This window comes from Commensalibacter nepenthis, assembly GCF_029953305.1.
In the GTDB taxonomy this organism is placed as follows: Bacteria; Pseudomonadota; Alphaproteobacteria; order Acetobacterales; family Acetobacteraceae; genus Commensalibacter; species Commensalibacter nepenthis.
Genome location: NZ_JASBAN010000001.1, coordinates 175,853 through 197,765 on the forward strand (window position 1 = coordinate 175,853; position 21,913 = coordinate 197,765).

The following is a 21,913-nucleotide window of genomic DNA, read 5'->3' on the forward strand; positions in this document are numbered from 1 at the left end:
TTTTCCATGTTTAATTTTTTGTAATACTGGAAAAATACTTTGAAAAGCATAGTCGAACGTATTTTATTCCCAAGAATTAATATAAATAAAGATTTGTTAGTTCAGAAATTACAACAGAAAACGATTGTGATTACGGGGGCTAGTTTTGGCATTGGCGAACAACTTTGCCGCCAATTATCTGAAATTGATTGCCAACTTATTCTGGTAGCAAGAACGACAGAAAAACTTTTGAAAATTCAACAGGAGTTACAGGATAAACCAGCAATTATTTATATATTTTCTGCTAATCTAGGGGATGAAGCACAGCTCGACGAATTTATATCTTATTTAAAACAATACTCCATTGATATTGTGATTAATAATGCGGGAAAATCAATTTGTCGTCCTATAATGCATTCATTAGATCGGCTTCATGATTTTCAAAGAACGATGCAGCTTAACTATTTTGCCCCTGTGAAGTTATGTTTGGCTTTAATTCCGCAATTACAAAAGAATAAAGGGCATTTCATCAATATTTCGGCGGTGAATGTTTTATTGGCTCCGACAGTGTATTGGGCAGCGTATCAAGCTTCTAAATCTGCTTTTGACCAATGGTTACGTTGTGCAGAAGCAGAGTTGTTGATGAATGATATCACAATTTCCACCGCTTATTTACCTTTGGTAAAGACAAAGATGATAGAACCTACAGCAGCGTATAAGTCTATGCCAACGATGTCTCGGCAACAGGCTGCCGATCATATATGTCAATTAATGATTAATCACAGAGTATATTATAAGCCTTGGTGGGCTTTCTTGGGACAAATAGCATCCGTTATTTTTGCAACATCTTGGCTTAGATTAACGCAATTTTATTTAAAGAAAAAATGAAATGATGAGAGGGATTAAGGCTCTTTATCACATTAAATTGCTGACATTTAAAGGTATCTGGTATGTAATGAAGAGTATTCACACCGTTGGAATGAATTTAATGGCGCTGCTTTATGTGGCTCAGAAATTATATCCTGACAGAATAGCTTTTCAAGATGATACCGATTATATTAGCTATTGTGATCTTTATTTACAATCACAGCATTTGGCAGATCAGCTTTATCATTATTATGATATTCAGCAACATCAAAAAATAGCTATTATTGCTTATAATCATTTGCCTTTTGTACATAGTTTATTTGCATTGTCTGTATTGGGAGCTGATATTTACTTGTTAAATGCAGAAATATCAATAGCACAGTTTCAGTGTTTAAACGAGCAGCATCAATTTAAATGGGTTATTCATGATACTGAGATCGATTATGTGCCTTCAGAAAAGAGTATTAGGATCGATCATTATTCTTTAATGTCAATTAGTTCTTTGTTAGCAGAAAAGCATTGTCCTCTAAACCAGAAAAGAAAAGCACGACATTTTTCTAAGATCATTGTGTTGACAAGTGGCTCTACAGGTCATTTTAAAAGTGCTGAACGATCCTCTAAGGTTGGTAATTTTTTAATTCCATTTTATCAGCTGCTCACCCAATTACATTTATATCGATATCAGACTATTTATATTGCAACACCGATTTATCATGGATTTGGTATGGCAACGTTGTGTATGGCGGTAATATTAGGGGCAACGGGCTATTTAAAAAAGAAATTCACTGCTCATGAAGTCTGTGATTTATTAGAAAAACATCAAATCGAAGTGGTAACATTGGTTCCTTTGATGTTAAGCAGAATGTTGAGATATAATGAATATAAGCTGCGATCTTTACAATGTATTATTACTGGGGGAGCAACCATAGCAGAGCCTTTAGTGACTGAAACGCTAAGGAAATTGGGCAATATCTTATTTAATTTATATGGCACATCAGAGGCTGGTATTTGTATGATTGCGACGCCTAGTGACTTGATACAATTTCCTAAAACAATAGGAAAACCTATCCCTAGATTACAAGCTAAAATTGTAAAAGATGAGCAAATTATGACGCAGGGCATAGGGGAACTATATATTAAATGTGCTTGGTCTATTCAAAGTCAACATTGGATAAAAACGGGGGATTTAGCTTCTCAAGATAAAAATGGTTATTATTATTTACAGGGACGTGTTGATGATATGATTGTCTCGGGCGGTGAAAATCTTTATCCTTTCAGTTTAGAACAAATTCTGTTGGAGCATCCTTTAATTCTAGAAGCTGTTGTCATATGGGTTTCTGATAATGAATTCGGTCAAAGATTGGTTGCTTTTATTGTCGTCGAAACCGATCAAATCCTACCAGAAGAAGAATTATATTGCTGGTTAAAAAACAAAATTGCGCGTTATCAAACGCCTAAAAAAATAATAATTACTAATGAAATTCCGATAACTATCATAGGTAAGCCAGATAAGAAAAAATTATTACAATTATTATCTTAAGTGATTATGGTTGCATGAGTTAAAACTGTTTTGACGAATGACTCTCTATTTGGATGTTTTACAGATTTTGTTTAAAATAATTATCTAAGACCTCATAGGGTGTTTTTCCTTGAATGCCTTTATGGGGTTTAACAATGTTATAATAATTTATAAATCGTTTCAACTTTAACTTTCGATCTTGAGCATTGACGAACAATTCACGCTCATGCCACATTTCCATGAGTGTGCGAATGACGCGCTCTGCTTTGCCATTGGTTTGAGGGCAAGCCGGCTTGGTAAATTTCTGGTTAATCCGATTGGTATAACAAGATTTAACAAACAGATGTTCAAGCGTTCCTTGGTATTCTCTGCCATTGTCAGAGTAAACACATTCGATCATATAAGGGCATTGAACCAGCACATCGTCTTGTAGGAACTGAGCTGCACTAAACTGAGATTTATCGTTGTAAATCCCTGCATAGAGTTCTCGAGAAAAATCATCAATACCTACAAAAAGATACTCCCGAGTTTGCTGTTTAGTCTCATTTTTCAACAAAGGAAGCCGTTTTGTATCGACATGCACCATCTCCCCAGGATAAGATTTGTTATATTTTTTGGCTTGCCGTCTGAGCTTGTCCTCAAGTGTTTTTTCAATCTTAGCAAGGCGTTTAATGCCATATTTGATCACTTTATAACGCTCATTTGTGCTGGACATCGGCACAAATAATTGCAACCGAGCACGCCTTAATACAACATAAATCGTAGGTCTGCTGACCATAAAACGCTTAGCCAGATCCGTTACCATGGCTTTCTCTTGATGATATAATCGCCATATCTCTTCTCGATGATACAACGTAAGCTTCGTTTTTCTATGCATGGTCATTACAGTAATATTCCATATCACTGTAAACAACTCGATCAATTCCTACAATAATAGTATTTTAATACCTTTACTTACGCTTGATTATTCTGATTCTTATAATAATTTAATAGGATTAGAATTTTTTTTACCTGTTTTATTTTTATTATGTGTTTTTAAATATTTCTCTAAATTTAAGCCAAAAATCATTCTTTTGACATGGTTATTTTATGTGATATTTACTATAGTTTATAATTACTATGGTGTATTTATGAGTTTAGATCAGCTATCTAAACAATGGTTGTTGTTGGGCTAAATATAGGAATTATTACAAATGAGTATTACCAGAGTATTAACTTTTTCATTTTCTGGTATTGACCCCGTTCCTGTAGAAGTTCAAGTGCAAGTGACCCGCGGGCTTCCTGCTTTCGTTATTGTAGGACTGGCGGATAAGGCTGTTACGGAATCAAAAGAGCGTGTTCGAGCAGCATTGATTTCAATGGGGATTGCCCTGCCCCCAAAACGTATTTTAGTCAATTTATCCCCAGCTGATATTGTCAAAGAAGGTACACATTATGATTTACCTATTGCGTTAGGAATCTTATGTGCAATGGATATTCTTCCACAAGAAGAATTAATGCATTATGCAGCTCTTGGTGAGCTTTCTTTGGATGGGGCAATTGGTTCTGTAAATGGGGTAATTTCAGCTGCGATTGGTGCAGCGATTGAAGAAAGAGGATTAATTTGCCCAAACAGTCAAGGAAGTGAAGCACTTTTAGGTGGGGATATTGATGTTCTAGCTCCTTCTTCTTTATCTGTATTGTTACATCATTTTACTGGAAAACAAATTTTATCTAAACCAGAATTTGTGTTTTTTCCTTCGATTACAAAAGACCCTGATTTATCCGAAGTCAAAGGAATGGAAGGTGCCAAAAGAGCATTAGAGATCGCTGCTGCTGGGGGACATTCTATGTTAATGATTGGTCCTCCCGGTGCTGGGAAATCAATGTTGGCGGCTCGGTTGCCGAGCTTGTTGCCTGATTTAACACCTCAACAATCTTTGGCTGTGACACGGATTTATAGCTCTGCAGGCTTATTACCGAATGCAGCCCCGATTATACGCCCTCCTTTCCGAAGTCCTCATCATTCTGCCAGCCAAGTAGCCATTACAGGTGGAGGAGTAAAAGTTAAACCTGGGGAAATTAGTTTGGCTCATTATGGAGTTTTATTTTTAGACGAATTTCCTGAATTTGCCAGAAACGCTTTGGAATCTTTACGACAACCTTTGGAAACAGGGAATATTTCAATTGCTAGGGCAACATCTCATATTACCTATCCTGCACAATTTCAGTTAATTGCTGCGATGAATCCTTGTCGTTGTGGATATTTAGGGGATACAGAACGTGAATGCCACCGTGTGCCTAAATGTAAAGAAGAATATACTCGTAAAATTTCTGGTCCCTTATTAGACCGTATTGATTTAATCACGAATATAGAGCCTGTTCCCCCTAAAGATATTGTTAGTGTTGCCTCTGGTGAAAAAAGTGAAATTGTTGCACATCGTGTAAAACTTGCTAGAGATAAACAAACAGCGCGACAAAATATGTTGAATAATCATATTAATACCAATCATATTCATTTAACTCAAGATGTAGCTGAAATGGTAGAAAAAGCATCTCTACAATTAAGATTATCAGCCAGAGGAATCACAAGATTACTAAGAGTAGCCAGAACGATTGCTGATTTGGCATTAAAAGAAGAAATTGATATTCCAAGTGTTGCCGAAGCTTTGACCTTTCGGCAACGATAATGAGTTTATGAACGCCATATTGTAGTAAAACTATGATTTAAATCTGCAATAAGGTCTTCTGGATTTTCCAAACCAATATGTAAACGACAAGCAGAACCTGTTAATAGTTTATTGGAAAAATTTCTATATATTTCACCATCTGTTAATAGGACTAAACTCTCATATCCACCCCATGATGCACCAATAGAGAATAAGTTTAATTTTTCAATCATATCGATGACTTGTTGGGTTGTAATGAATTGTTTAAATACAAGCGTAAAAACACTACTTGCCCCTGTGAAGTCCCTTTTCCACAATTCATGACCATAACAACTTGGCAAAGCGGGATGAAGAACACGTTCTATTTCAGGTTGCTCTTGACACCATTGTGCAATTTTCAAAGCTGAAATAGATTGTTTTTCTAGGCGTGCCCCCAAAGTTCTTAAGCCCCTCAGGGTCAGCCAACACACATCGGCTCCTGCCACCTCGCCTAAAGCAATTGAAGTATCTCTTAATAAATACCAATCCTCGTCCTTATTAACAGTAATTGCGCCGAGGACTAAATCAGAATGCCCATTGCCATACTTGGTTAAGGCTTGGATAGAGACATCAACACCATGTTCAAACGGTTTAAAAACCCCTATTCCCCAAGTATTATCTAAAAAGAGCTTAATATGATGCTGATGGGCAAGTCTCGATAATGCTCTAATATCTTGGATTTCAAAAGTGTGACTGCCTGGACTTTCGGTAAAAATAACTTTCGTATTGCGTTGAATATAGTTTTCGATTTCGTCGACAGAAATATCAGCTGGATAGTAACTAATTTCTACGCCAAATTTTTTCATAACTTTTTCTGAAAAACGTTTTGTAGGACCATAAATACTATCAATTAATAAACAATGATCCCCAGCAGATAAAAAAGCCAATAAAGGCACCGTACACGCTGTTAATCCAGAAGACACGATTTGGCTATGACTGCCCCCTTCGATCAAAGCAATGACTTTTTCTAATTCATGCTGATTAGGAGAACCCATTGCGCCATACAACGTATGATGTTCATATTCTTTACCCTTAGTATTTCGCATTGCAGCAACAGAGGGATAAATAACCGTTGACCCTCTGTGTAAAGGATCATTGACAAAAGCCCCTTTTTCAGAAACAGAATGTTTATGTCTTCCTGCGGTAACAAGTAAACTTGATAAATCTTTCCAACCACGAGAAACAGCATCTTCTTTGGGGGATAAAGTCATCATATTTGGTCCTTATTAAATAATAGCGTTATTTATCTTTTATTATATTGTCTAGTTTTGCATTCTTTTGACAGTTTTTTATTAAAATTATGTGAAAATATCAAAATTAGTCTTTTTTTCTCTTAACAATATTTTATAGTCATGTCTTAAGGAGAAAAAGATGAATAAATGCGTTATATTATATATTCTTTTAGCAGCCATCGCATATGGATGTTGGTTAATTTTAAACCCACTTTTTTCTTCTATTTTATGGGCTGCAATTATCAGCTTTGCCACTTGGCCAATTTTTATTTTTTTTAGAAAATATATTGGAAAAGTCTGTGCAGCATTATTGATGACTATTTTTTGTGGTCTATGTATGGTGTTGCCTGTAATTATTCTGTCTGCAGCAATTATCGATGATGTACCCAAGGTTGTTCAAACAATTTCATCGGCTACGTCATCAATTAATTTTGTCTCGCCTCCTCATTGGATGCAACATATTCCAATTATTAATAAATATTTAGTAAAAACTTGGGAAAATGGTGCTGAGCAACTACTCAGTATTGGGGATACGCTGCGCCCTTATTTATACGATATTACACGTGCTTCTTTTTCTGTGTTCTTACAAACCATAGGTGGATTTATTCAATTTGCTTTTGCGTTATTTATCTCCTTTTTCTTTTGGTTAGGAGGAGATTATGTTGGAGAAGTAATCTTAGCCCTTATTTATAAAGTTGCTGGACCTTCTTCCAGACATTTGGTTGAAATGACTAATAAAACAATATTAGGAACCGTATATGGTATTATAGGCACTGCTTTGTTACAAGGTATTTTAACAGGTTGTGGCTTGGCGTTATTTAATATTCCAGAATCTGTTTTATTAGGAGGTATAGCCGCTTTTCTATCTCTTTTTCCTATTGGCGCACCTGTTGTATGGATACCAGCCGTTATTTGGTTAGGATTTTATAACCATCAAATTATTTCTGCATTGTTATTACTGGTTTATGGGGTTGTCATTATCTCGGGTGTTGAACATATCATTCGACCAATGTTTATTTCTTCAGGAAATAAATTACCTTATTTATTAAGTGTTTTAGGGATTTTAGGTGGTGTATTGGCTTTTGGTGGATTAGGAATCTTTTTAGGTCCTGTTTTATTAGGACTAGGATATACTTTGACAATAGAATTTGCCAAAGAAACTATCGAATAATAAATTTTAGTCCTGAAAGTCTATTTGTATGATATACATAATGTTTTAATGTACAATGATAAGTCATCAGATTAATGCTCTATTCACCCAAAATTGATCCGCATTTTTATGTAGATACTCAACCTGATCTACAATATTTTAAAATTATTAGTTGGAATTTGTTACGAAAAGTTGGTGCCTCTCCTTACGAAGTTGCATACTTGGTTAACACGCATCAGCCTGAATTATTATTAATGCAGGAAGCAACAGAAGATATGAATATCTTACCTCAATTAATTGGTGGATATTACAGTCGCTTTCCATTGCCAGGGCGTATCCATGGGGTTGCATGTTGGAGTCCTTATCCATTTAATACGCCGCCTTCTACATGTGTATTACCCAAAGGAACACTGATTAAAAGGGTTGCTCAATTAATTGATTATGGCAAGTTTTGGATTGCAAATGTGCATTTATCACATGGTCAGATTTTAAACAGAAGACAACTTCAAGTAATTTCTGATTTCCTACCTGAACGAGCTGCTGTCTTGGGGGATTATAATTTAATTGGTCCTACTTTGATACCAGGTTTTAAAGATGTAGGCCCCCGTGAACCCACCCATAAAATGATTAATTTATTCCCTATTCGCTTGGATCGTTGCTTGGTCAGAGGTATGGAATGTATTGATAAACAAGTTTTATCGCGATCCTCATCCGACCATCGCCCTATTATGGTAACATTAAGACCAAACTGATTTACAAATATGGTAATAACAGTCTGGTTATTGCATCCCTGAATTTTGCCAGTGCGGGTCTGTTATTTAATTTTTCCAAAGTTAATAAACGATGACGGTGAGAGCCCATAAAATCATCTATAGTTTGTGCGAATTCTTTGTGATATATTTCCATGTTAACTTCAAAATTTAACCGCAAGCTACGCATATCAACATTTGAGCTGCCAACAAAAGACCATACACGATCCACAACCATTAATTTTGAGTGATTAAAAGGTGCTTTTACCAACCAAATTTTACACCCAAATTGCAAAGGTATAATGTTATTTATATTTCTTGCCCAATCAACTAAAATTTGGTTGCTTTGCTCTGGAATAATGATCTCAACATTAACCCCCCTGATTGCTGCCAAACATAAAAGAGATAAAAAACGATCATCGGGTAAAAAATAAGGGGTCATGATACGAATGGATTCTCTGGCCAAACTAATAGCTTGCATCATCGTATATTTTATTTTTTCCATATCCGTATCTGGTCCAGCTGTTATAATACGGCAAATCATATTGCCTTTTGTTTCAATCGCTGGATAAAAGCTCTTTTTATTCAAATCTTCGGCTGTAATGAAAAACCAATCCTGTAAAAAAACCTCTGTTAGCTCATGGACAATTGTTCCTGTAACTTTAAAATGCGTATCCGAAACTGGATTTTTAGGTTGATTAGAAAGAATATTTTCCCCAGCGATATTTAACCCACCTAAAAATCCTATTGTTCCATCAACAACCAGAATTTTCTTATGCGTTCTTAAATTAATGAAAGGCATTTTCCATGGCAAAAAAGAATGCATAAAGCGATCAATCGTAATACCATTTTTTTTAAGATATTTAGCAATTGGGCAATAGAAATAACCGCTTCCTATTCCATCAACGAGAACCCGAACAATTGCACCTCTTTGTTGGGCTGTAATTAATGCATCTGCGAAAATTTTACCTGTTTTATCACTCCTTAAAATATAAGAAGAAAGAAACACACATACTTTTGCTGAATTAATTGCTTCAAGCATAACAGGATAGGCTTGATCACCATTGAACAAAGGTTCCACCTCGTTCCCCATTAATAAAGGGCGCTGCGTAAATCCTTCCACTACTTTTGCCAAAGGGTAAAAATGTCCTTTGATATAGTAACGTGTCATATTACTTAATAATTTATTGTGCCAAGGTCTATTATTTACAAGTTTTTGCGCACGTCGAACAACACGGTTTACACCAAACATGACATATAAAATAAAACCTGTAATCGGCATAATCAAAGAAAAACCAATCCATCCAATGGCGGCTCTTGTATCCCGAACATGTCTTAGTACGTGAAATATAACGAATAATATCAATGTGAATCTCAGAACAGCTAAAAACCAATCTTGTTTAAAATCAGTTAAAAATAAATATGTGTAAAACACATGCATTTTGATAGGCCTTCGATTTTAATAATATTTATTCGTAATATTGGACTAAATATGATCTTTTATTCTAAAAACAATGTGGTTTTATGATAAAATATCAAGATGAAAAATAGCAATCAAAATTTAGGATTTCTTGCATATAATAAGGGATTATCGGCAGAAAATATGGCTGAAGCTTATTTAATGAATCTTCAATGGAATATCATATATAAACGATTTCGTAGCCCTGTTGGGGAAATCGACTTGATTGCACAAAAAACGGATTGGTTACTTTTTGTTGAGGTAAAAGCAAGAAAAAAAATGAGTGATGCATTAACGGCAATCAGTGCAAAACAAAAAAAACGATTATTCAATGCAGCGAATTATTATCTAGAAATTTATCAGCCTGAAATAGAAAATATCCAATTTGACCTGATAACAATTAATCAATTAGGTCAAATTGAACATTTCGAAAATATTATTCTAAATGAATTTTAGCAAAAATTAGCTGCGATGATGGCGTTTTACAGAGGATTTTTTATGGGAAGAAGAATTGTAAACAGCGTTTTTAACAGAAATATTGCCTTTTTGCTTATAAGAGACATTTCTTACAAGTTTGTTATGATTTTTACCAGAAGTTTTATATGAAACTTTTTTAGCTTTGTAATGATGAACAACTGGTGCAGCAGTTAAAGATTCAAGTGTTAATTTACCAGCTTCTGTTTCTGTAACAATATGTTGTGCTTTTGCAGGAGATGGAGATAAGGAAACAAGTGCGACGGCACCAAAAAGGAAACAAACTGTTTTTTTGAAATGTCTGACCATATTAATTGACTCTCTAACGATATATATACTAACTGCTGACGGATTACATAATTACGTTAAGAAGCTAACTTATAAATTCATTTTTGGATACATATGAACAAGGAGAAAAATCATTTTTTTTTAATTTTTCTCCTTATGTTGCATTTATGATACTAAAGTCAATTGCAAGCGATGGATTTTTCTTTTAAGAGTTGAGCTAGCTCACCAGAAGCATACATTTCTCTGACGATATCACAACCACCTACCAACTCACCTTTGATATAAAGTTGAGGGAAAGTTGGCCAGCTTGAGAATTCTTTTAATCCTTGGCGTAAGGAATCGTCTTCTAAAATATTCACATCTTTAAAAGAGACCCCTAAATCTGAAAGGATATGCGTCACTTTTGCAGAAAACCCACAACTTGGAAAGTCTGCTGTGCCTTTCATAAACAAAACAACATCATTAGAATCAATTACATTTTTAATTTGATCAAAAACAGGATTACTCATTACTTTTTTCCAATAGCTATATTAGGTTGAAGGAGCCTCAGTTTGTAAAGCCAAAGCATGTAGGTCTTGTTGAAGATAGTCCCCTAATGCTTTGTAAACTAACTGATGCTGTTGAACTTTATTTTTGCCAGTAAATTCTTTTGCTGAAATCTTACAGTAAAAATGCCTGCCGTCCTTTTTCAAAGCACCAACATCAATATCTGCATCAGGAAAAGCTGTTTTTAGGCGTTCTTCAATTTCAGATACATCCATTATAACTAGACTTTCATTAATTTTTCAAAAAAACTTTTAGAAGCGGTTTTCATTCTTGTAATCGTCATTACGGCTCCAGAAGGCATGACAAGACTGTCCCCACCTGTGCAACCAATTTCGCGTGTTGGAATATTTTGTGCTTTGGCTGCTTGCAAGAGCGCGTCTTTTTTGGATGTCATGACCAAATATCGCGCTTGGTCTTCACCAAACCAATATGCCTCTGGACGCATTCCCACTTCTGGAACATCTAAAGTACAACCAACATTTCCAGCCATTGCCATTTCAGCAACAGCCACAAGTAATCCACCATCAGAAACATCGTGACAAGCTGCAACCAATCCGTTTGCAATTTGTTCTCTGACAAAATCACCATTACGACGTTCGGCTTGTAAATCGACTTGAGGTGGATTTCCTGTTTCTTTGCCTAAGATTTCTCTTAACCATAAAGTCTGCCCTAACTCACCTTTGGTTGCGCCAATGACAACAAGATCATAATCAGCTTTGAAAGCATTTCCGATTGTTTTAGAAACGTCGTCAATTACACCCAAGGCACCAATAGCAGGTGTTGGTAATACAGAAATATTTTCGCCATTTGCATCACGTGTTTCATTATATAATGAAACGTTACCGCTTACCACTGGGAAGTCAAGCGCATTACAGGCATCTTTCATTCCTTCGATCGCATCAACAATCTGTCCCATCACTTCTGGTTTTTCTGGATTTCCAAAGTTCAAATTATCAGTCACCGCCAACGGTTTTGCACCAGTTGCTGTGATATTACGCCATGCTTCCGCAACGGCCTGAGCGCCACCTTGATATGCATCAGCAGCACAGTAACGAGGAGTACAATCAGTGGTTAATGCAAGACCGATTTGAGTTCCATCAACGCGAATGATTGCTGCATCGGCCTGACCTGGACGATAAACGGTTTGCCCACCAATCGTGCTATCATATTGATCCCAAATCCAAGAACGAGATGCAAGATCGGCGCATCCTAATAATTTAATTAAAGATTGTTCAATACTGACATCAACGTCAAGTGAACCTAAAGGTTCTGGCTTAGGTGAAGGTGCTGTTGGACGATGATATAATGGGGCTTCATCAGCCAAAGGTTCCAACGGAATATCAGCTTCAATTTGACCATGATGTTTAATGACAATATGACCTGTATCGGTTAAGTGACCGATAATGGCAAAATCTAATTCCCATTTTTCAAAGATTTCTTTTGCAAGGTCAGTACGATCAGGACGTAAAACCATTAACATCCGTTCTTGACTTTCTGACAACATCATTTCGTAGGCTGTCATATGCTCTTCACGTTGAGGAACATGGTCAAGATTTAGCTCAATACCGACACCGCCCTTACCTGCCATTTCAACTGCAGAAGAAGTTAAGCCAGCTGCACCCATATCTTGAATAGCAACAATCGCATCGGTTGCCATTAATTCAAGACAAGCTTCAATTAATAGTTTTTCTACAAAAGGATCGCCGACTTGAACGGTTGGGCGTTTTGATGCCGCATCCTCATCAAACTCAGCCGATGCCATCGTCGCCCCGTGAATACCGTCACGCCCAGTCTTTGAACCAACATAAATAACAGGGTTACCCACACCAGCAGCAGCGGAAAGAAAAATGCGATCTTGCCTGGCAATACCAACATTCATAGCATTGACCAATGGATTGCCATTATAGCTGGCATGGAAGTTGACTTCACCACCAACCGTTGGAACGCCAACGCAATTTCCGTAACCACCAATACCCCGAACAACACCATCAACAATATGACGGGTTGCAGGATGATCGGGACTACCGAAACGTAACGCATTTAAATTCGCAACAGGACGCGCACCCATCGTAAAGACATCACGTAAGATACCGCCAACACCCGTTGCTGCACCTTGATATGGTTCAATAAATGAGGGATGGTTATGGCTTTCCATTTTAAAAATCGCAGCCAAACCTTGCCCAATATCAACGACACCAGCATTTTCACCTGGACCATGTATCACCCAAGGTGCTTTTGTTGGTAAATTACGCAACCATGCTCTCGAAGATTTATAAGAGCAATGTTCAGACCACATTACCGAGAAAATACCAAGCTCTGTCAAGCTAGGGGTTCTGCCCATGATGGTTAATACTTTGGCATATTCATCTGCTGATAAACCGAATTCTTTGCCAAGTTCTTCATTTACAATAAGCTCTGCTTTACTCATCGTGTTAATGTCTCCATGATTCCTTGGAAAAGAGGTTTTCCATCTTCGCTACCCATTAAAGGGTCAACCATATCTTCTGGATGGGGCATCATCCCACAAATACGACCTGTTTGATCGACAATCCCAGCAATGGCATTAATGCTGCCATTAGGATTATAATCAGAGTTCAATGGATCAATGTCTCCTGTTGGAGAGGTATAACGAAATACAACTTGCCCCTCGCCTTCAAGACGCTTCAATCCTTCAGCATCACAAAAATAATTTCCATCCCCGTGTGCTGTAGCTGTTCTGAAAACGTCCCCTTGCCTCCACCCTTTGGTAAAGGCAGTGTCATTACGTTCAATACGCAAATGACAATCTCTGGAAAGAAATCTTAGACTTGCATTCGGCAGTAACGCACCTGGCAATAAGTTTGCTTCAGTCAAGATTTGGAAACCATTACAAACACCCATGATATATCCGCCTTTTTGTGCAAAGGCTTGGATTTCACGCATGATGGGAGAATGTGCCGCCATTGCACCACAACGTAAATAATCCCCATAACTGAAACCACCGGGCAAAACAACCATATCAAGTTGTGGTAATGCTGTTTCACGATGCCAAATAATTTGAAGGGTAAACCCTGTCACACGTTCAAAAGCGATAACCATATCTCGTTCGCGATTGGTACCTGGAAATACAACGATACCTATTTTCATGATCTATTTTCCATTTTTCATAGAAGGACATGGATAAGCATCATGTAATGCCGTGAATACAGATGCCCCAGCAGGTTGAGATAATTTATCTGAGTGACCATCCATCCAAGCAATAACTTTGCTTCTCATTTCTTTACCAGAAACATTGGTGGCAATACAAAAACCAGCAGGTGCATTGGCATCCCCTTGGTTTTTTGCAAACATTTTAGCATATGCAACAGAATCTGCGATCCCGCTGATGTAAGCATCACAGGCTTGCAAAGATTTTGTATTTTTACAGATTTGCAAAAATTTACCTGTTTGTAAGGGAGTTACTCTTTGCGCCAGCGCAGATTGAACACCAAAAACTGCCATCAATCCAAACCCAGCTAAAAGAAAAATTGTTTTTGTGTTCATGCCATAACCTCAACTTGGAAGTCTTCGATCACGCCATTTGCCAAGAGTTGTTGAGCCATTTCCGTAGCTCTGACCTTGGCTTTTTCAGGAGAGGTTTCAGAGACTTCAAGATCAACAACACGACCTACACGAACATCTTGAACTTCTTGAAAAGACAAATTATGTAGCGCATGATTAATTGCTTTGCCTTGAGGGTCTAAAACCCCTTGCTTTAACATAATAATTAAACGAACTTTCATTTAGATACTCTCCAAGCCTTCTTTACCTTTAAGGGATTCAATATTTGATTCTGGTATAATTTTTAAACGACGCGCCACTTCTTGATAGGCTTCTTCAACCTTACCAAGATCACGACGGAAACGGTCTTTATCCAGCTTTTCGCCACTTTCAATATCCCAAAAACGACAATTATCTGGTGAAATTTCATCAGCTAGAACGATATGAGATTCATCATCTTTCCAATATCTGCCAAATTCCAGTTTGAAATCAATTAATTTGATACCAACGCCAAGCAACAAGCCACTTAAGAAATCATTAATTCTGAGCGTATAAGTAACGATTTCGTCCATTTCTTGAACGGTCGCCCAATTGAATGCGGTGATATAATCTTCTAATACCAACGGATCATTGAGATCATCATTTTTAAGGTAATATTCAACCAAAGGACGAGGTAGACGCAGACCTTCTTCTAACCCTAAACGTTTAACAATGCTGCCAGCAGCTACATTGCGAACAACGATTTCAAGTGGAATAATTTCAACAGCTTTAACCAACTGTTCGCGCATGTTCAACCGACGAATGAAATGGGTTGGAATGCCAATATCTTCAATTTGAGACATTAAATATTCGCTGATGCGATTATTTAAAACACCTTTGCCTGTAATGATCCCTTTTTTGGCACCATTTCCAGCTGTGGCATCATCTTTGAAATATTGAACGATTGTTCCAGGTTCTGGCCCCTCATAGAGGATTTTTGCCTTACCTTCATAAATTTGTCTACGGCGGGTCATATATGTCCCTTAATATATCGTAATAATGTTGTAACAATTAAATAATGTCTAATGCATCATTTCAGTATTATTTAATATCATAAATATCATATTGACAGAATAGCTTGATTTACAAGCTATTTTATCAAAGATAATTAATTCTTTGGTTTAGGTCCTGTTTCACCAAAAACATTTTGATAAATGTGATCTAGGTTTTGAACATGCATGCTGCCGTCCATTGCTTTATCTAGGATCGAAGAATCAATGCGCCCAGTGATTTCAGGATCACTCTCTAAATTCTCTCTAAAGCTTTTACCTTCAGGCTTTCCTAATTTTGTCCAAGTTTCCATCGCTGAGCGTTGAACAATACGATAAGATTGCTCTCTTGATAATCCTGCACGAGCCAATGCCAATAAGACTTCACCAGAATGAACGACACCACCAAGACTTTCGATATTTTCTTGCATACGTTCAGGATATATAACCAATTTTTCAATAACACTGGCCAGTCTATTTAATGCGAAATCAAGGGTAATCGTGCCATCAGGACAAATCATACGTTCAACAGAAGAATGGCTGATATCACGTTCATGCCATAAAGCTACATTTTCCATCGCTGGAACGACATGAGAACGAACAATACGAGCCAAGCCAGTCAAATTTTCTGTTAATACTGGATTGCGTTTATGTGGCATTGCAGAAGACCCCTTTTGGTCAGGATGAAAATATTCTTCTGCTTCACGCACTTCAGAACGTTGAAGATGTCTAATTTCGATTGCTAGACGTTCAATAGAGCTAGCAATAACCCCCAATGTTGCAAAAAAAGCTGCATGGCGATCTCGTGGAATAACTTGAGTTGAAACAGGTTCTGCACTTAGACCAAGTTTTTCAGCAACATAAATTTCTATTCTTGGGTCAATATGCGCATAGGTTCCGACTGCACCAGAAATCGCACAAGTTGCAATTTCTTGACGTGCTTGTAATAAACGCGCCTTGTTACGAGCAAATTCTGCGTAATATCCTGCTAATTTTAAACCAAAAGTCACCGGTTCTGCATGAATGGCGTGGCTACGTCCAATCGTTAGGGTATATTTATGTTCAAAAGCACGTTTTTTTAATGCTTCCAAAACTCTATCCAAATCTTCTAATAAAATATCAGCAGCCTGAGTTAATTGAACAGATAAACAGGTATCTAATACATCGGATGATGTCATGCCCATATGCACAAAACGGCTATCTTCACCAATATTTTCAGCAAGCCATGTTAAAAAAGCAATCACATCGTGACGTACTTTTGCTTCAATAGCATCAATTTTAGCAACATCTTCGGCATTGAATGTAGCCATGGCTTTGTCGCCATTTTCACGGATATTTTTTGCAGATTCTTTAGGGATAAAATCATATTTGGCCATAGCTTCACAGGCTAATGCTTCAATTTTAAACCAAATACGATAACGATTTTCAGGTGCCCAAATCGCAGTCATTACTGGGCGGCTATAACGCGGTATCATCCCCGTCGTTCCTTTCTATGTCGATAGCTTAAAAAAAAGTTATATCATAATTTTTATAGCTTTCATCCAGAATTTTATATTTCATTCAATAAATATTTATGGAATAGACTTTGCAAAATAGTATTATACTTATTTTAAACATGTTTTTAAAATAAGTGTGATCTGCTTATTATCATTCAGGACAACTCGAATACTCCACTAAGCAACTTATTTAAATTGATATTTATTTTTATCTAGGGTCGATTTTTAAATGCACATTTCAACAATAAAATCTTTCTTTAACCTGACAACAGTTTTAACTGTTTTCTCTATGACACTTGTTGGATGTAGCAGCAGTAATCCTGTTAAATCTCAACCATCTACACAACAGCAAAATGCTCCATCTTTGTATTCTACAATCCCGCAAGCATTCTCAGTTAAAAATGGAAATGTGGGTGTTGGTTTGGCTGCTAATGCGACGGTGCAAGAAAAAGTTAATTTATACTTACAACTTTTACAACCTAATGGAGGAGATGCGTCTACTTATACGCAATTTACAAGTCAAAATCCCACATGGCCCAACCATCAAATCTTTCTGAAAAAAATGCAACAAGCATTGCTGACGGAAACCAATAGAAATATCATTGATAATATTTGTCAAAACCAATCTATTACGACAGCAGATGCATTGTCTTTTTGTGCACAACAATCAAAAATGAGTAATCATTTAATTCAACAAGCAAAAGACGCATGGACACATTCGATTACAAAAGCAACTGATGCACAAATAGTCAATGCTGCATTTTCAGATCATTTTAATGCACAAGATCAATGGGCAAGATTTAATATGCTTGAATCTCGTGGTCTTTTATCGGCAGCCTCCCAGCAAATACAATATCTACAATTATCGGAACAAAAAATTGCTTTTGCAATTATTGCTTTGCGCCGACAACAACCAACAGCAGAAAGTATAATAGCTTCTTTGAGCAGATCTGAATTAAAAACTCCAGGATTAGTTTATGCACGCTTACGTTGGTTAAGATCACAAAACCGAAATGATGAAGCTGCGAAATTATGGCAAGATATCGGATTACAAACAGAACGCAACTCCGATCAAAAACGTTTTTGGATTGAACGAAATAGCCTTATCCGTTCTTTGTTAGATAATGGCGATAATAAAACAGCCTATGCCTTGGCATCCGTTAATGCGTGCAACAATAACAGTTGCGAATACGATTCAACATTTTTAGCAGGTTGGATCGCTTTAAGAAAACTAAATAAAGCCTCGGAATCAATTGGTTATTTTAAAAAATTAACACAAGCAAGTTCTGTTATTACAACCAGCAGAGGCTATTATTGGTTGGGTCGTGCCTATCAGAATATGAATAATGCCTCTTCTGCCAGAGAATCTTGGCAGCAAGCAGCGCAATATCCAACCTGCTTTTATGGACAAATGGCAATTGCAGAGTTGGAAAATATTCATAAGGGTAGCGTCATTTTAGATCCATCACTTATCTCTAGTGCTGTGACTAAATATTTATCAGCTATCAAAGAACCTTCATGGTCTTCTGCTGAGTTAAATTCTTTCAAAAATAATGAGTTAGTACAAGCTGCACAAATATTGGTTGCACAAAATGATCTTGCCCATGCGCGTCCGTTTTTACTTGCACAAAATAAAGTAAGCACTTCAACAGTTGAACAAACCATCAATGCCAGAGTATCTAATCAAATGGGTTTAGCAGATGATGCTGTAACAATCGCTCGTTATTCTGGAGCAAAAGGCATTATTCTATTACAAGATGGATGGCCTCGCCCTTATACTATTCCAGCATCAAATTTGCCTTCAGGATTAGAATTGGGTGTGATGAGGCAAGAAAGTAGTTTTAACCCTGTTATTGTCAGCCCATCTAATGCTTATGGATTAATGCAACTCTTGCCGTCTACCGCCAAAGAAGTTGCTGTTCAAATTGGATTACCAGCTAAAATGGGATCACCAGGCAATTTAGTTGTGCCAGATAATAATATTAAACTAGGAACTGCATATCTGGAAAAATTACTTGCTCGCTTTAACAATGTTATTCCTTATGCCGTGGCTGGATATAATGGCGGACCCAATCGAGTAAAACAGTGGATTATGCAATATGGTGATCCCGCAAGCAACCCTGATGCACAAAATGAGTTGATTGATTGGATAGAGCAAATTCCTTATACTGAAACAAGAAATTATGTTCAAAGAGTGATTGAAAATATGATTATCTATCAAACAAAAAATTAATCAACATTAATTAAAATAAATGAACCAAAGAGGATACAATTTTATGAATAGTGACTATTTACACCATCAATTATCCTCTTTATGTTCAGAATTTTCCAAATTTTGTCAGGCATCTAACTTTAAACTTGTAACGGCAGAAAGCTGTACATCGGGCTTGATTAGTGGTTATTTAACAGATTTGCCCGGATCTTCTGCTTATATAGAAGGCGGATTTGTGACTTATTCTAATGAGATGAAAGTCGCTCTTTTAGAAGTTAAACAAGAAAGTTTAGATCAATTCGGTGCTGTTAGCGAGCAAGTGGCTCTTGAAATGGTTATTGGAGCGTTAAAAAAAGCACCTCAAGCGAATATTGCTGTTTCCGTTACTGGGTTTGCAGGACCTGATCCCTCAATGAAAAATTCGGTTGGCTTAGTGTGGATAGCCCTTCAAAAAAAGGGACAAAATGCAATTGCTTACCAATATAATTTTTCAGGCAATAGAGAGGAAATAAGACTGAAAACCGTTATTCAAACCATCAAATTAATGTTGCTTTCATTCTAATTATAAACAAAAAAGCCTTTTCACTATTAATGATGAAGAGGCTTTTTAAAATAATAGCTTTATAAAAATTAGTATTGTGCTGGAGGCATATTATTTGGATTTACAGCGCCTGGTGCAGGAGGCGGAGCAACTGTATTGCCTGTGCCTGGTGCAATAACAACGCGACCATTATTAACACGAGTTGCATCTTGTAGGCTGTCACCGTTTAATGTTCTGGTATTTTGATTACCTGTCAAAGGCACTCTTGCGCTTGGAGGTAATTGCATTTCTGGATTTGGAACAACTTGTTGAACAGCATTTGGGTTTCCACCATTATTTACTGTTTGAACTGCCTGTAAACTGCGTGCGTTCAAATCAGCTGTTTCTTGGTCACCTTGCATAGATTTTTGGTTGGCAACGTTTGTTTTACTATGTTTTGCCACTTTTTTACTGTGACGATGCCCTTTGAAATATTTATGAGCATCTTGGTGTTGAGCAGTAGCAGCCATTGCAATATTTGGAACTGTAAATGCTAGAGCTGCAGCAAAAAGGGATAGTTTGAAACTAGAATTCATAATTAACCTCTTACTTTCATACAAGAAAAACTAATATTATAAAGCTATATATACCAATTTATTCTATTGTTGAACAAAACGATTGTTACAGATGTAGTTATAACACTAAAAAATTACAAGTGGATAGCTGAATATTTACTAAATATATTTTTTCTTTATCTCTGTGTGTTTTTGTTACTGTTACCATAACAGAAATCAGCTCTTTTGACAAATGCAGTCACCATTTTTTGCACAGCCTCATTAAAAACTAAGCCCATTGCTTTTTGCATAATCTTAGATTTAAATTCGAAATCAACAAAAAAATCAATCATACATCCTTGTGAAGCAGGTAGAAATAGCCATTGATTACTCAAATATTTTAAGGGTCCACGGTCATAAGTCACAACAATCTTATTTTCTTTCCTAAATAAATCTACACGACTACCAAATACTTCTTTGAATGGACCAAATCCTACTTTTAAATCAGCCAACAATAATTCCTTATCTTTAAAACGAATTTGTGCCCCTGTACACCAAGGTAAGAATTCTGGATATAAATCAACAGCTGCAACTAGATCAAACATTTGTTCAGGGCTATAAGTTATAAGACGTTTTTCAGCATGAGTAGGCATATTTATTCTTCTTTAACTCTTTTTTAAATAATATTAATTTGATAAGTGCGTTGATTGTCGTTTAGTTTGTAAAATTTTAAAATCTTCATCAGCATGATAAGAAGAACGCGTTAAAGGTGAAGAACTTACCATCAAAAATCCTTTGGATTTTGCAATATGGTTATATTCCTCAAACTCTTCTGGAGTTACATATCGTTTAACCTCAGCATGTTTCAAGGTTGGACGCAAATATTGACCCAAAGTTAAAAAGTCAACCTGCGCACAACGCAAATCATCCATCACTTGCATAACTTCTTCTTTGCTTTCGCCCAGTCCTAACATCATTCCTGATTTTGTAAAAACATTCGGTTGGTATTGTTTCATTTCAAATAAAATTCTTAAGGATTGAAAATAACGAGCCCCTGGGCGAATAGATGGATATAATCTGGGAACAGTTTCCATGTTATGATTAAATACATCAGGTTGAACGGCAGATATAGTGATTAACGCCCCTTCTTTTCTTAAAAAATCAGGGGTTAAAATCTCAATGGTGATTGATGGGGATAGTTTTCTGATCTCAGTAATAACATTAGCGAAATGTTGTGCGCCACCGTCTTTCAGATCGTCTCTATCAACAGAAGTAATCACAACATGACGCAGATTTAATTTTTGCACCATTAATGCTGTGCGAACAGGCTCTTCTAGATCAATAGGTGAAGGTTTTCCCGTTGTCACATTACAAAAAGCACAAGCTCTAGTACAAACGCTACCCAAAATCATAATTGTTGCATGACGTTTTGTCCAACATTCACCAATATTAGGACATGCCGCCTCTGTACAAACTGTATTTAATTGATGTGTTTTAACCAAATCATCTGTTTCATTAAAAACAGATGATTGATTTACTTTAACTTTTATCCAGCTTGGTTTGGGTAAAAGAGCAGCCGTTTGCTTTTGCTCATGTTGCACAAGAATTCGTCTGAACGTCATGTATAACTTCCT

At 36.6% G+C, this 21,913-nt stretch carries 23 protein-coding genes; 8 read left to right on the plus strand and 15 right to left on the minus strand.

Going from position 1 to position 21,913, the window contains the following annotated elements:
* The first annotated feature begins 39 nt into the window (after positions 1–39).
* Both QJV33_RS00775 and QJV33_RS00780 read left to right on the plus strand, forming a co-directional pair.
* Entirely contained in the window at positions 40–867 is an 828-nt protein-coding gene (locus tag QJV33_RS00775) for an SDR family NAD(P)-dependent oxidoreductase (protein WP_281461523.1), read from the plus strand.
* 67 nt (positions 868–934) lie between these two features.
* Entirely contained in the window at positions 935–2,386 is a 1,452-nt protein-coding gene (locus QJV33_RS00780) for a class I adenylate-forming enzyme family protein (RefSeq protein WP_281461524.1), read from the plus strand.
* Between the two features lie 58 nt (positions 2,387–2,444).
* Here the strand turns inward: QJV33_RS00780 and QJV33_RS00785 are convergent, their stop codons facing one another.
* Complete coding sequence (locus QJV33_RS00785; RefSeq protein WP_281461525.1) at positions 2,445–3,248, minus strand: integrase core domain-containing protein; 804 nt, start codon at positions 3,246–3,248, stop codon at positions 2,445–2,447.
* 310 nt (positions 3,249–3,558) lie between these two features.
* On the opposite strand from QJV33_RS00785, the gene QJV33_RS00790 reads away from it, so the two are divergent.
* On the plus strand, positions 3,559–5,034 hold the full coding sequence (locus tag QJV33_RS00790) for a YifB family Mg chelatase-like AAA ATPase (RefSeq protein WP_281461526.1): 1,476 nt from the start codon (positions 3,559–3,561) through the stop codon (positions 5,032–5,034).
* A gap of 5 nt (positions 5,035–5,039) precedes the next feature.
* On the opposite strand, the gene metC is transcribed toward QJV33_RS00790, so the two are convergent.
* Positions 5,040–6,266 (minus strand): cystathionine beta-lyase, encoded by a 1,227-nt coding sequence (gene metC / locus QJV33_RS00795; protein WP_281461527.1) that lies wholly within the window; start codon positions 6,264–6,266, stop codon positions 5,040–5,042.
* 157 nt (positions 6,267–6,423) lie between these two features.
* Between metC and QJV33_RS00800 the strand changes: the two genes are divergently transcribed.
* Both QJV33_RS00800 and QJV33_RS00805 read left to right on the plus strand, forming a co-directional pair.
* Positions 6,424–7,455 (plus strand): AI-2E family transporter, encoded by a 1,032-nt coding sequence (locus QJV33_RS00800; RefSeq protein WP_281461528.1) that lies wholly within the window; start codon positions 6,424–6,426, stop codon positions 7,453–7,455.
* 74 nt (positions 7,456–7,529) lie between these two features.
* Positions 7,530–8,186 (plus strand): endonuclease/exonuclease/phosphatase family protein, encoded by a 657-nt coding sequence (locus QJV33_RS00805; RefSeq protein ID WP_281461529.1) that lies wholly within the window; start codon positions 7,530–7,532, stop codon positions 8,184–8,186.
* A 1-nt stretch (position 8,187) separates the two neighbouring features.
* On the opposite strand, the gene cls is transcribed toward QJV33_RS00805, so the two are convergent.
* Positions 8,188–9,624 (minus strand): cardiolipin synthase, encoded by a 1,437-nt coding sequence (gene cls / locus QJV33_RS00810; protein WP_281461530.1) that lies wholly within the window; start codon positions 9,622–9,624, stop codon positions 8,188–8,190.
* A 99-nt stretch (positions 9,625–9,723) separates the two neighbouring features.
* Here cls and QJV33_RS00815 point away from each other — a divergent pair, with 99 nt between their 5' ends.
* A complete protein-coding gene (locus tag QJV33_RS00815) occupies positions 9,724–10,098 on the plus strand; it encodes a YraN family protein (RefSeq protein ID WP_281461531.1) in 375 nt (124 codons plus the stop codon).
* A gap of 6 nt (positions 10,099–10,104) precedes the next feature.
* Here QJV33_RS00815 and QJV33_RS00820 read toward each other — a convergent pair whose 3' ends face one another.
* From QJV33_RS00820 to purB, 9 genes are all read right to left on the minus strand, one after another.
* The gene (locus QJV33_RS00820) at positions 10,105–10,425 is read right to left on the minus strand and encodes a hypothetical protein (protein WP_281461532.1); all 321 of its coding nucleotides are present in this window, start codon (positions 10,423–10,425) and stop codon (positions 10,105–10,107) included.
* A 158-nt stretch (positions 10,426–10,583) separates the two neighbouring features.
* Complete coding sequence (gene grxD, locus QJV33_RS00825; RefSeq protein WP_281461533.1) at positions 10,584–10,913, minus strand: Grx4 family monothiol glutaredoxin; 330 nt, start codon at positions 10,911–10,913, stop codon at positions 10,584–10,586.
* A gap of 21 nt (positions 10,914–10,934) precedes the next feature.
* Positions 10,935–11,165, minus strand: coding sequence for a BolA/IbaG family iron-sulfur metabolism protein (locus tag QJV33_RS00830; protein ID WP_281461534.1), 231 nt, complete (start codon positions 11,163–11,165; stop codon positions 10,935–10,937).
* A gap of 5 nt (positions 11,166–11,170) precedes the next feature.
* A complete protein-coding gene (gene purL / locus QJV33_RS00835; protein WP_281461535.1) occupies positions 11,171–13,378 on the minus strand; it encodes a phosphoribosylformylglycinamidine synthase subunit PurL in 2,208 nt (735 codons plus the stop codon).
* Positions 13,375–14,076, minus strand: a complete 702-nt coding sequence (gene purQ, locus QJV33_RS00840) for a phosphoribosylformylglycinamidine synthase subunit PurQ (RefSeq protein WP_281461536.1) — start codon at positions 14,074–14,076, stop codon at positions 13,375–13,377. The genes purL and purQ overlap by 4 nt, the downstream gene beginning before the upstream one ends.
* Positions 14,077–14,079: 3 nt before the next feature.
* Positions 14,080–14,472 carry a Rap1a/Tai family immunity protein gene (locus QJV33_RS00845; protein ID WP_281461537.1) on the minus strand — a complete coding sequence of 131 codons (393 nt, stop codon included), beginning with the start codon at positions 14,470–14,472 and terminating at the stop codon, positions 14,080–14,082.
* Positions 14,469–14,711 (minus strand): phosphoribosylformylglycinamidine synthase subunit PurS, encoded by a 243-nt coding sequence (gene purS / locus QJV33_RS00850; protein WP_281461538.1) that lies wholly within the window; start codon positions 14,709–14,711, stop codon positions 14,469–14,471. The genes QJV33_RS00845 and purS overlap by 4 nt, the downstream gene beginning before the upstream one ends.
* Complete coding sequence (gene purC / locus QJV33_RS00855; protein WP_281461539.1) at positions 14,712–15,482, minus strand: phosphoribosylaminoimidazolesuccinocarboxamide synthase; 771 nt, start codon at positions 15,480–15,482, stop codon at positions 14,712–14,714.
* Positions 15,483–15,616: 134 nt separating this feature from the next.
* Entirely contained in the window at positions 15,617–16,972 is a 1,356-nt protein-coding gene (gene purB / locus QJV33_RS00860) for an adenylosuccinate lyase (RefSeq protein ID WP_281461540.1), read from the minus strand.
* Between the two features lie 250 nt (positions 16,973–17,222).
* Between purB and QJV33_RS00865 the strand changes: the two genes are divergently transcribed.
* Together QJV33_RS00865 and QJV33_RS00870 are read left to right on the plus strand one after the other, a co-directional pair.
* Positions 17,223–19,226, plus strand: coding sequence for a lytic transglycosylase domain-containing protein (locus QJV33_RS00865; protein WP_281461541.1), 2,004 nt, complete (start codon positions 17,223–17,225; stop codon positions 19,224–19,226).
* Positions 19,227–19,269: 43 nt separating this feature from the next.
* Positions 19,270–19,767, plus strand: coding sequence for a CinA family protein (locus QJV33_RS00870; protein ID WP_281461542.1), 498 nt, complete (start codon positions 19,270–19,272; stop codon positions 19,765–19,767).
* A 68-nt stretch (positions 19,768–19,835) separates the two neighbouring features.
* On the opposite strand, the gene QJV33_RS00875 is transcribed toward QJV33_RS00870, so the two are convergent.
* The 3 genes from QJV33_RS00875 to lipA form a co-directional block, all read right to left on the minus strand.
* Positions 19,836–20,321, minus strand: coding sequence for a hypothetical protein (locus QJV33_RS00875; RefSeq protein WP_281461543.1), 486 nt, complete (start codon positions 20,319–20,321; stop codon positions 19,836–19,838).
* Positions 20,322–20,476: 155 nt separating this feature from the next.
* Positions 20,477–20,932: a type II toxin-antitoxin system RatA family toxin gene (locus tag QJV33_RS00880; protein WP_281461544.1), complete on the minus strand. Its 456-nt coding sequence runs from the start codon at positions 20,930–20,932 to the stop codon at positions 20,477–20,479.
* Positions 20,933–20,965: 33 nt separating this feature from the next.
* Positions 20,966–21,901: a lipoyl synthase gene (lipA, locus tag QJV33_RS00885; protein ID WP_281461545.1), complete on the minus strand. Its 936-nt coding sequence runs from the start codon at positions 21,899–21,901 to the stop codon at positions 20,966–20,968.
* Positions 21,902–21,913: the final 12 nt, after the last annotated feature.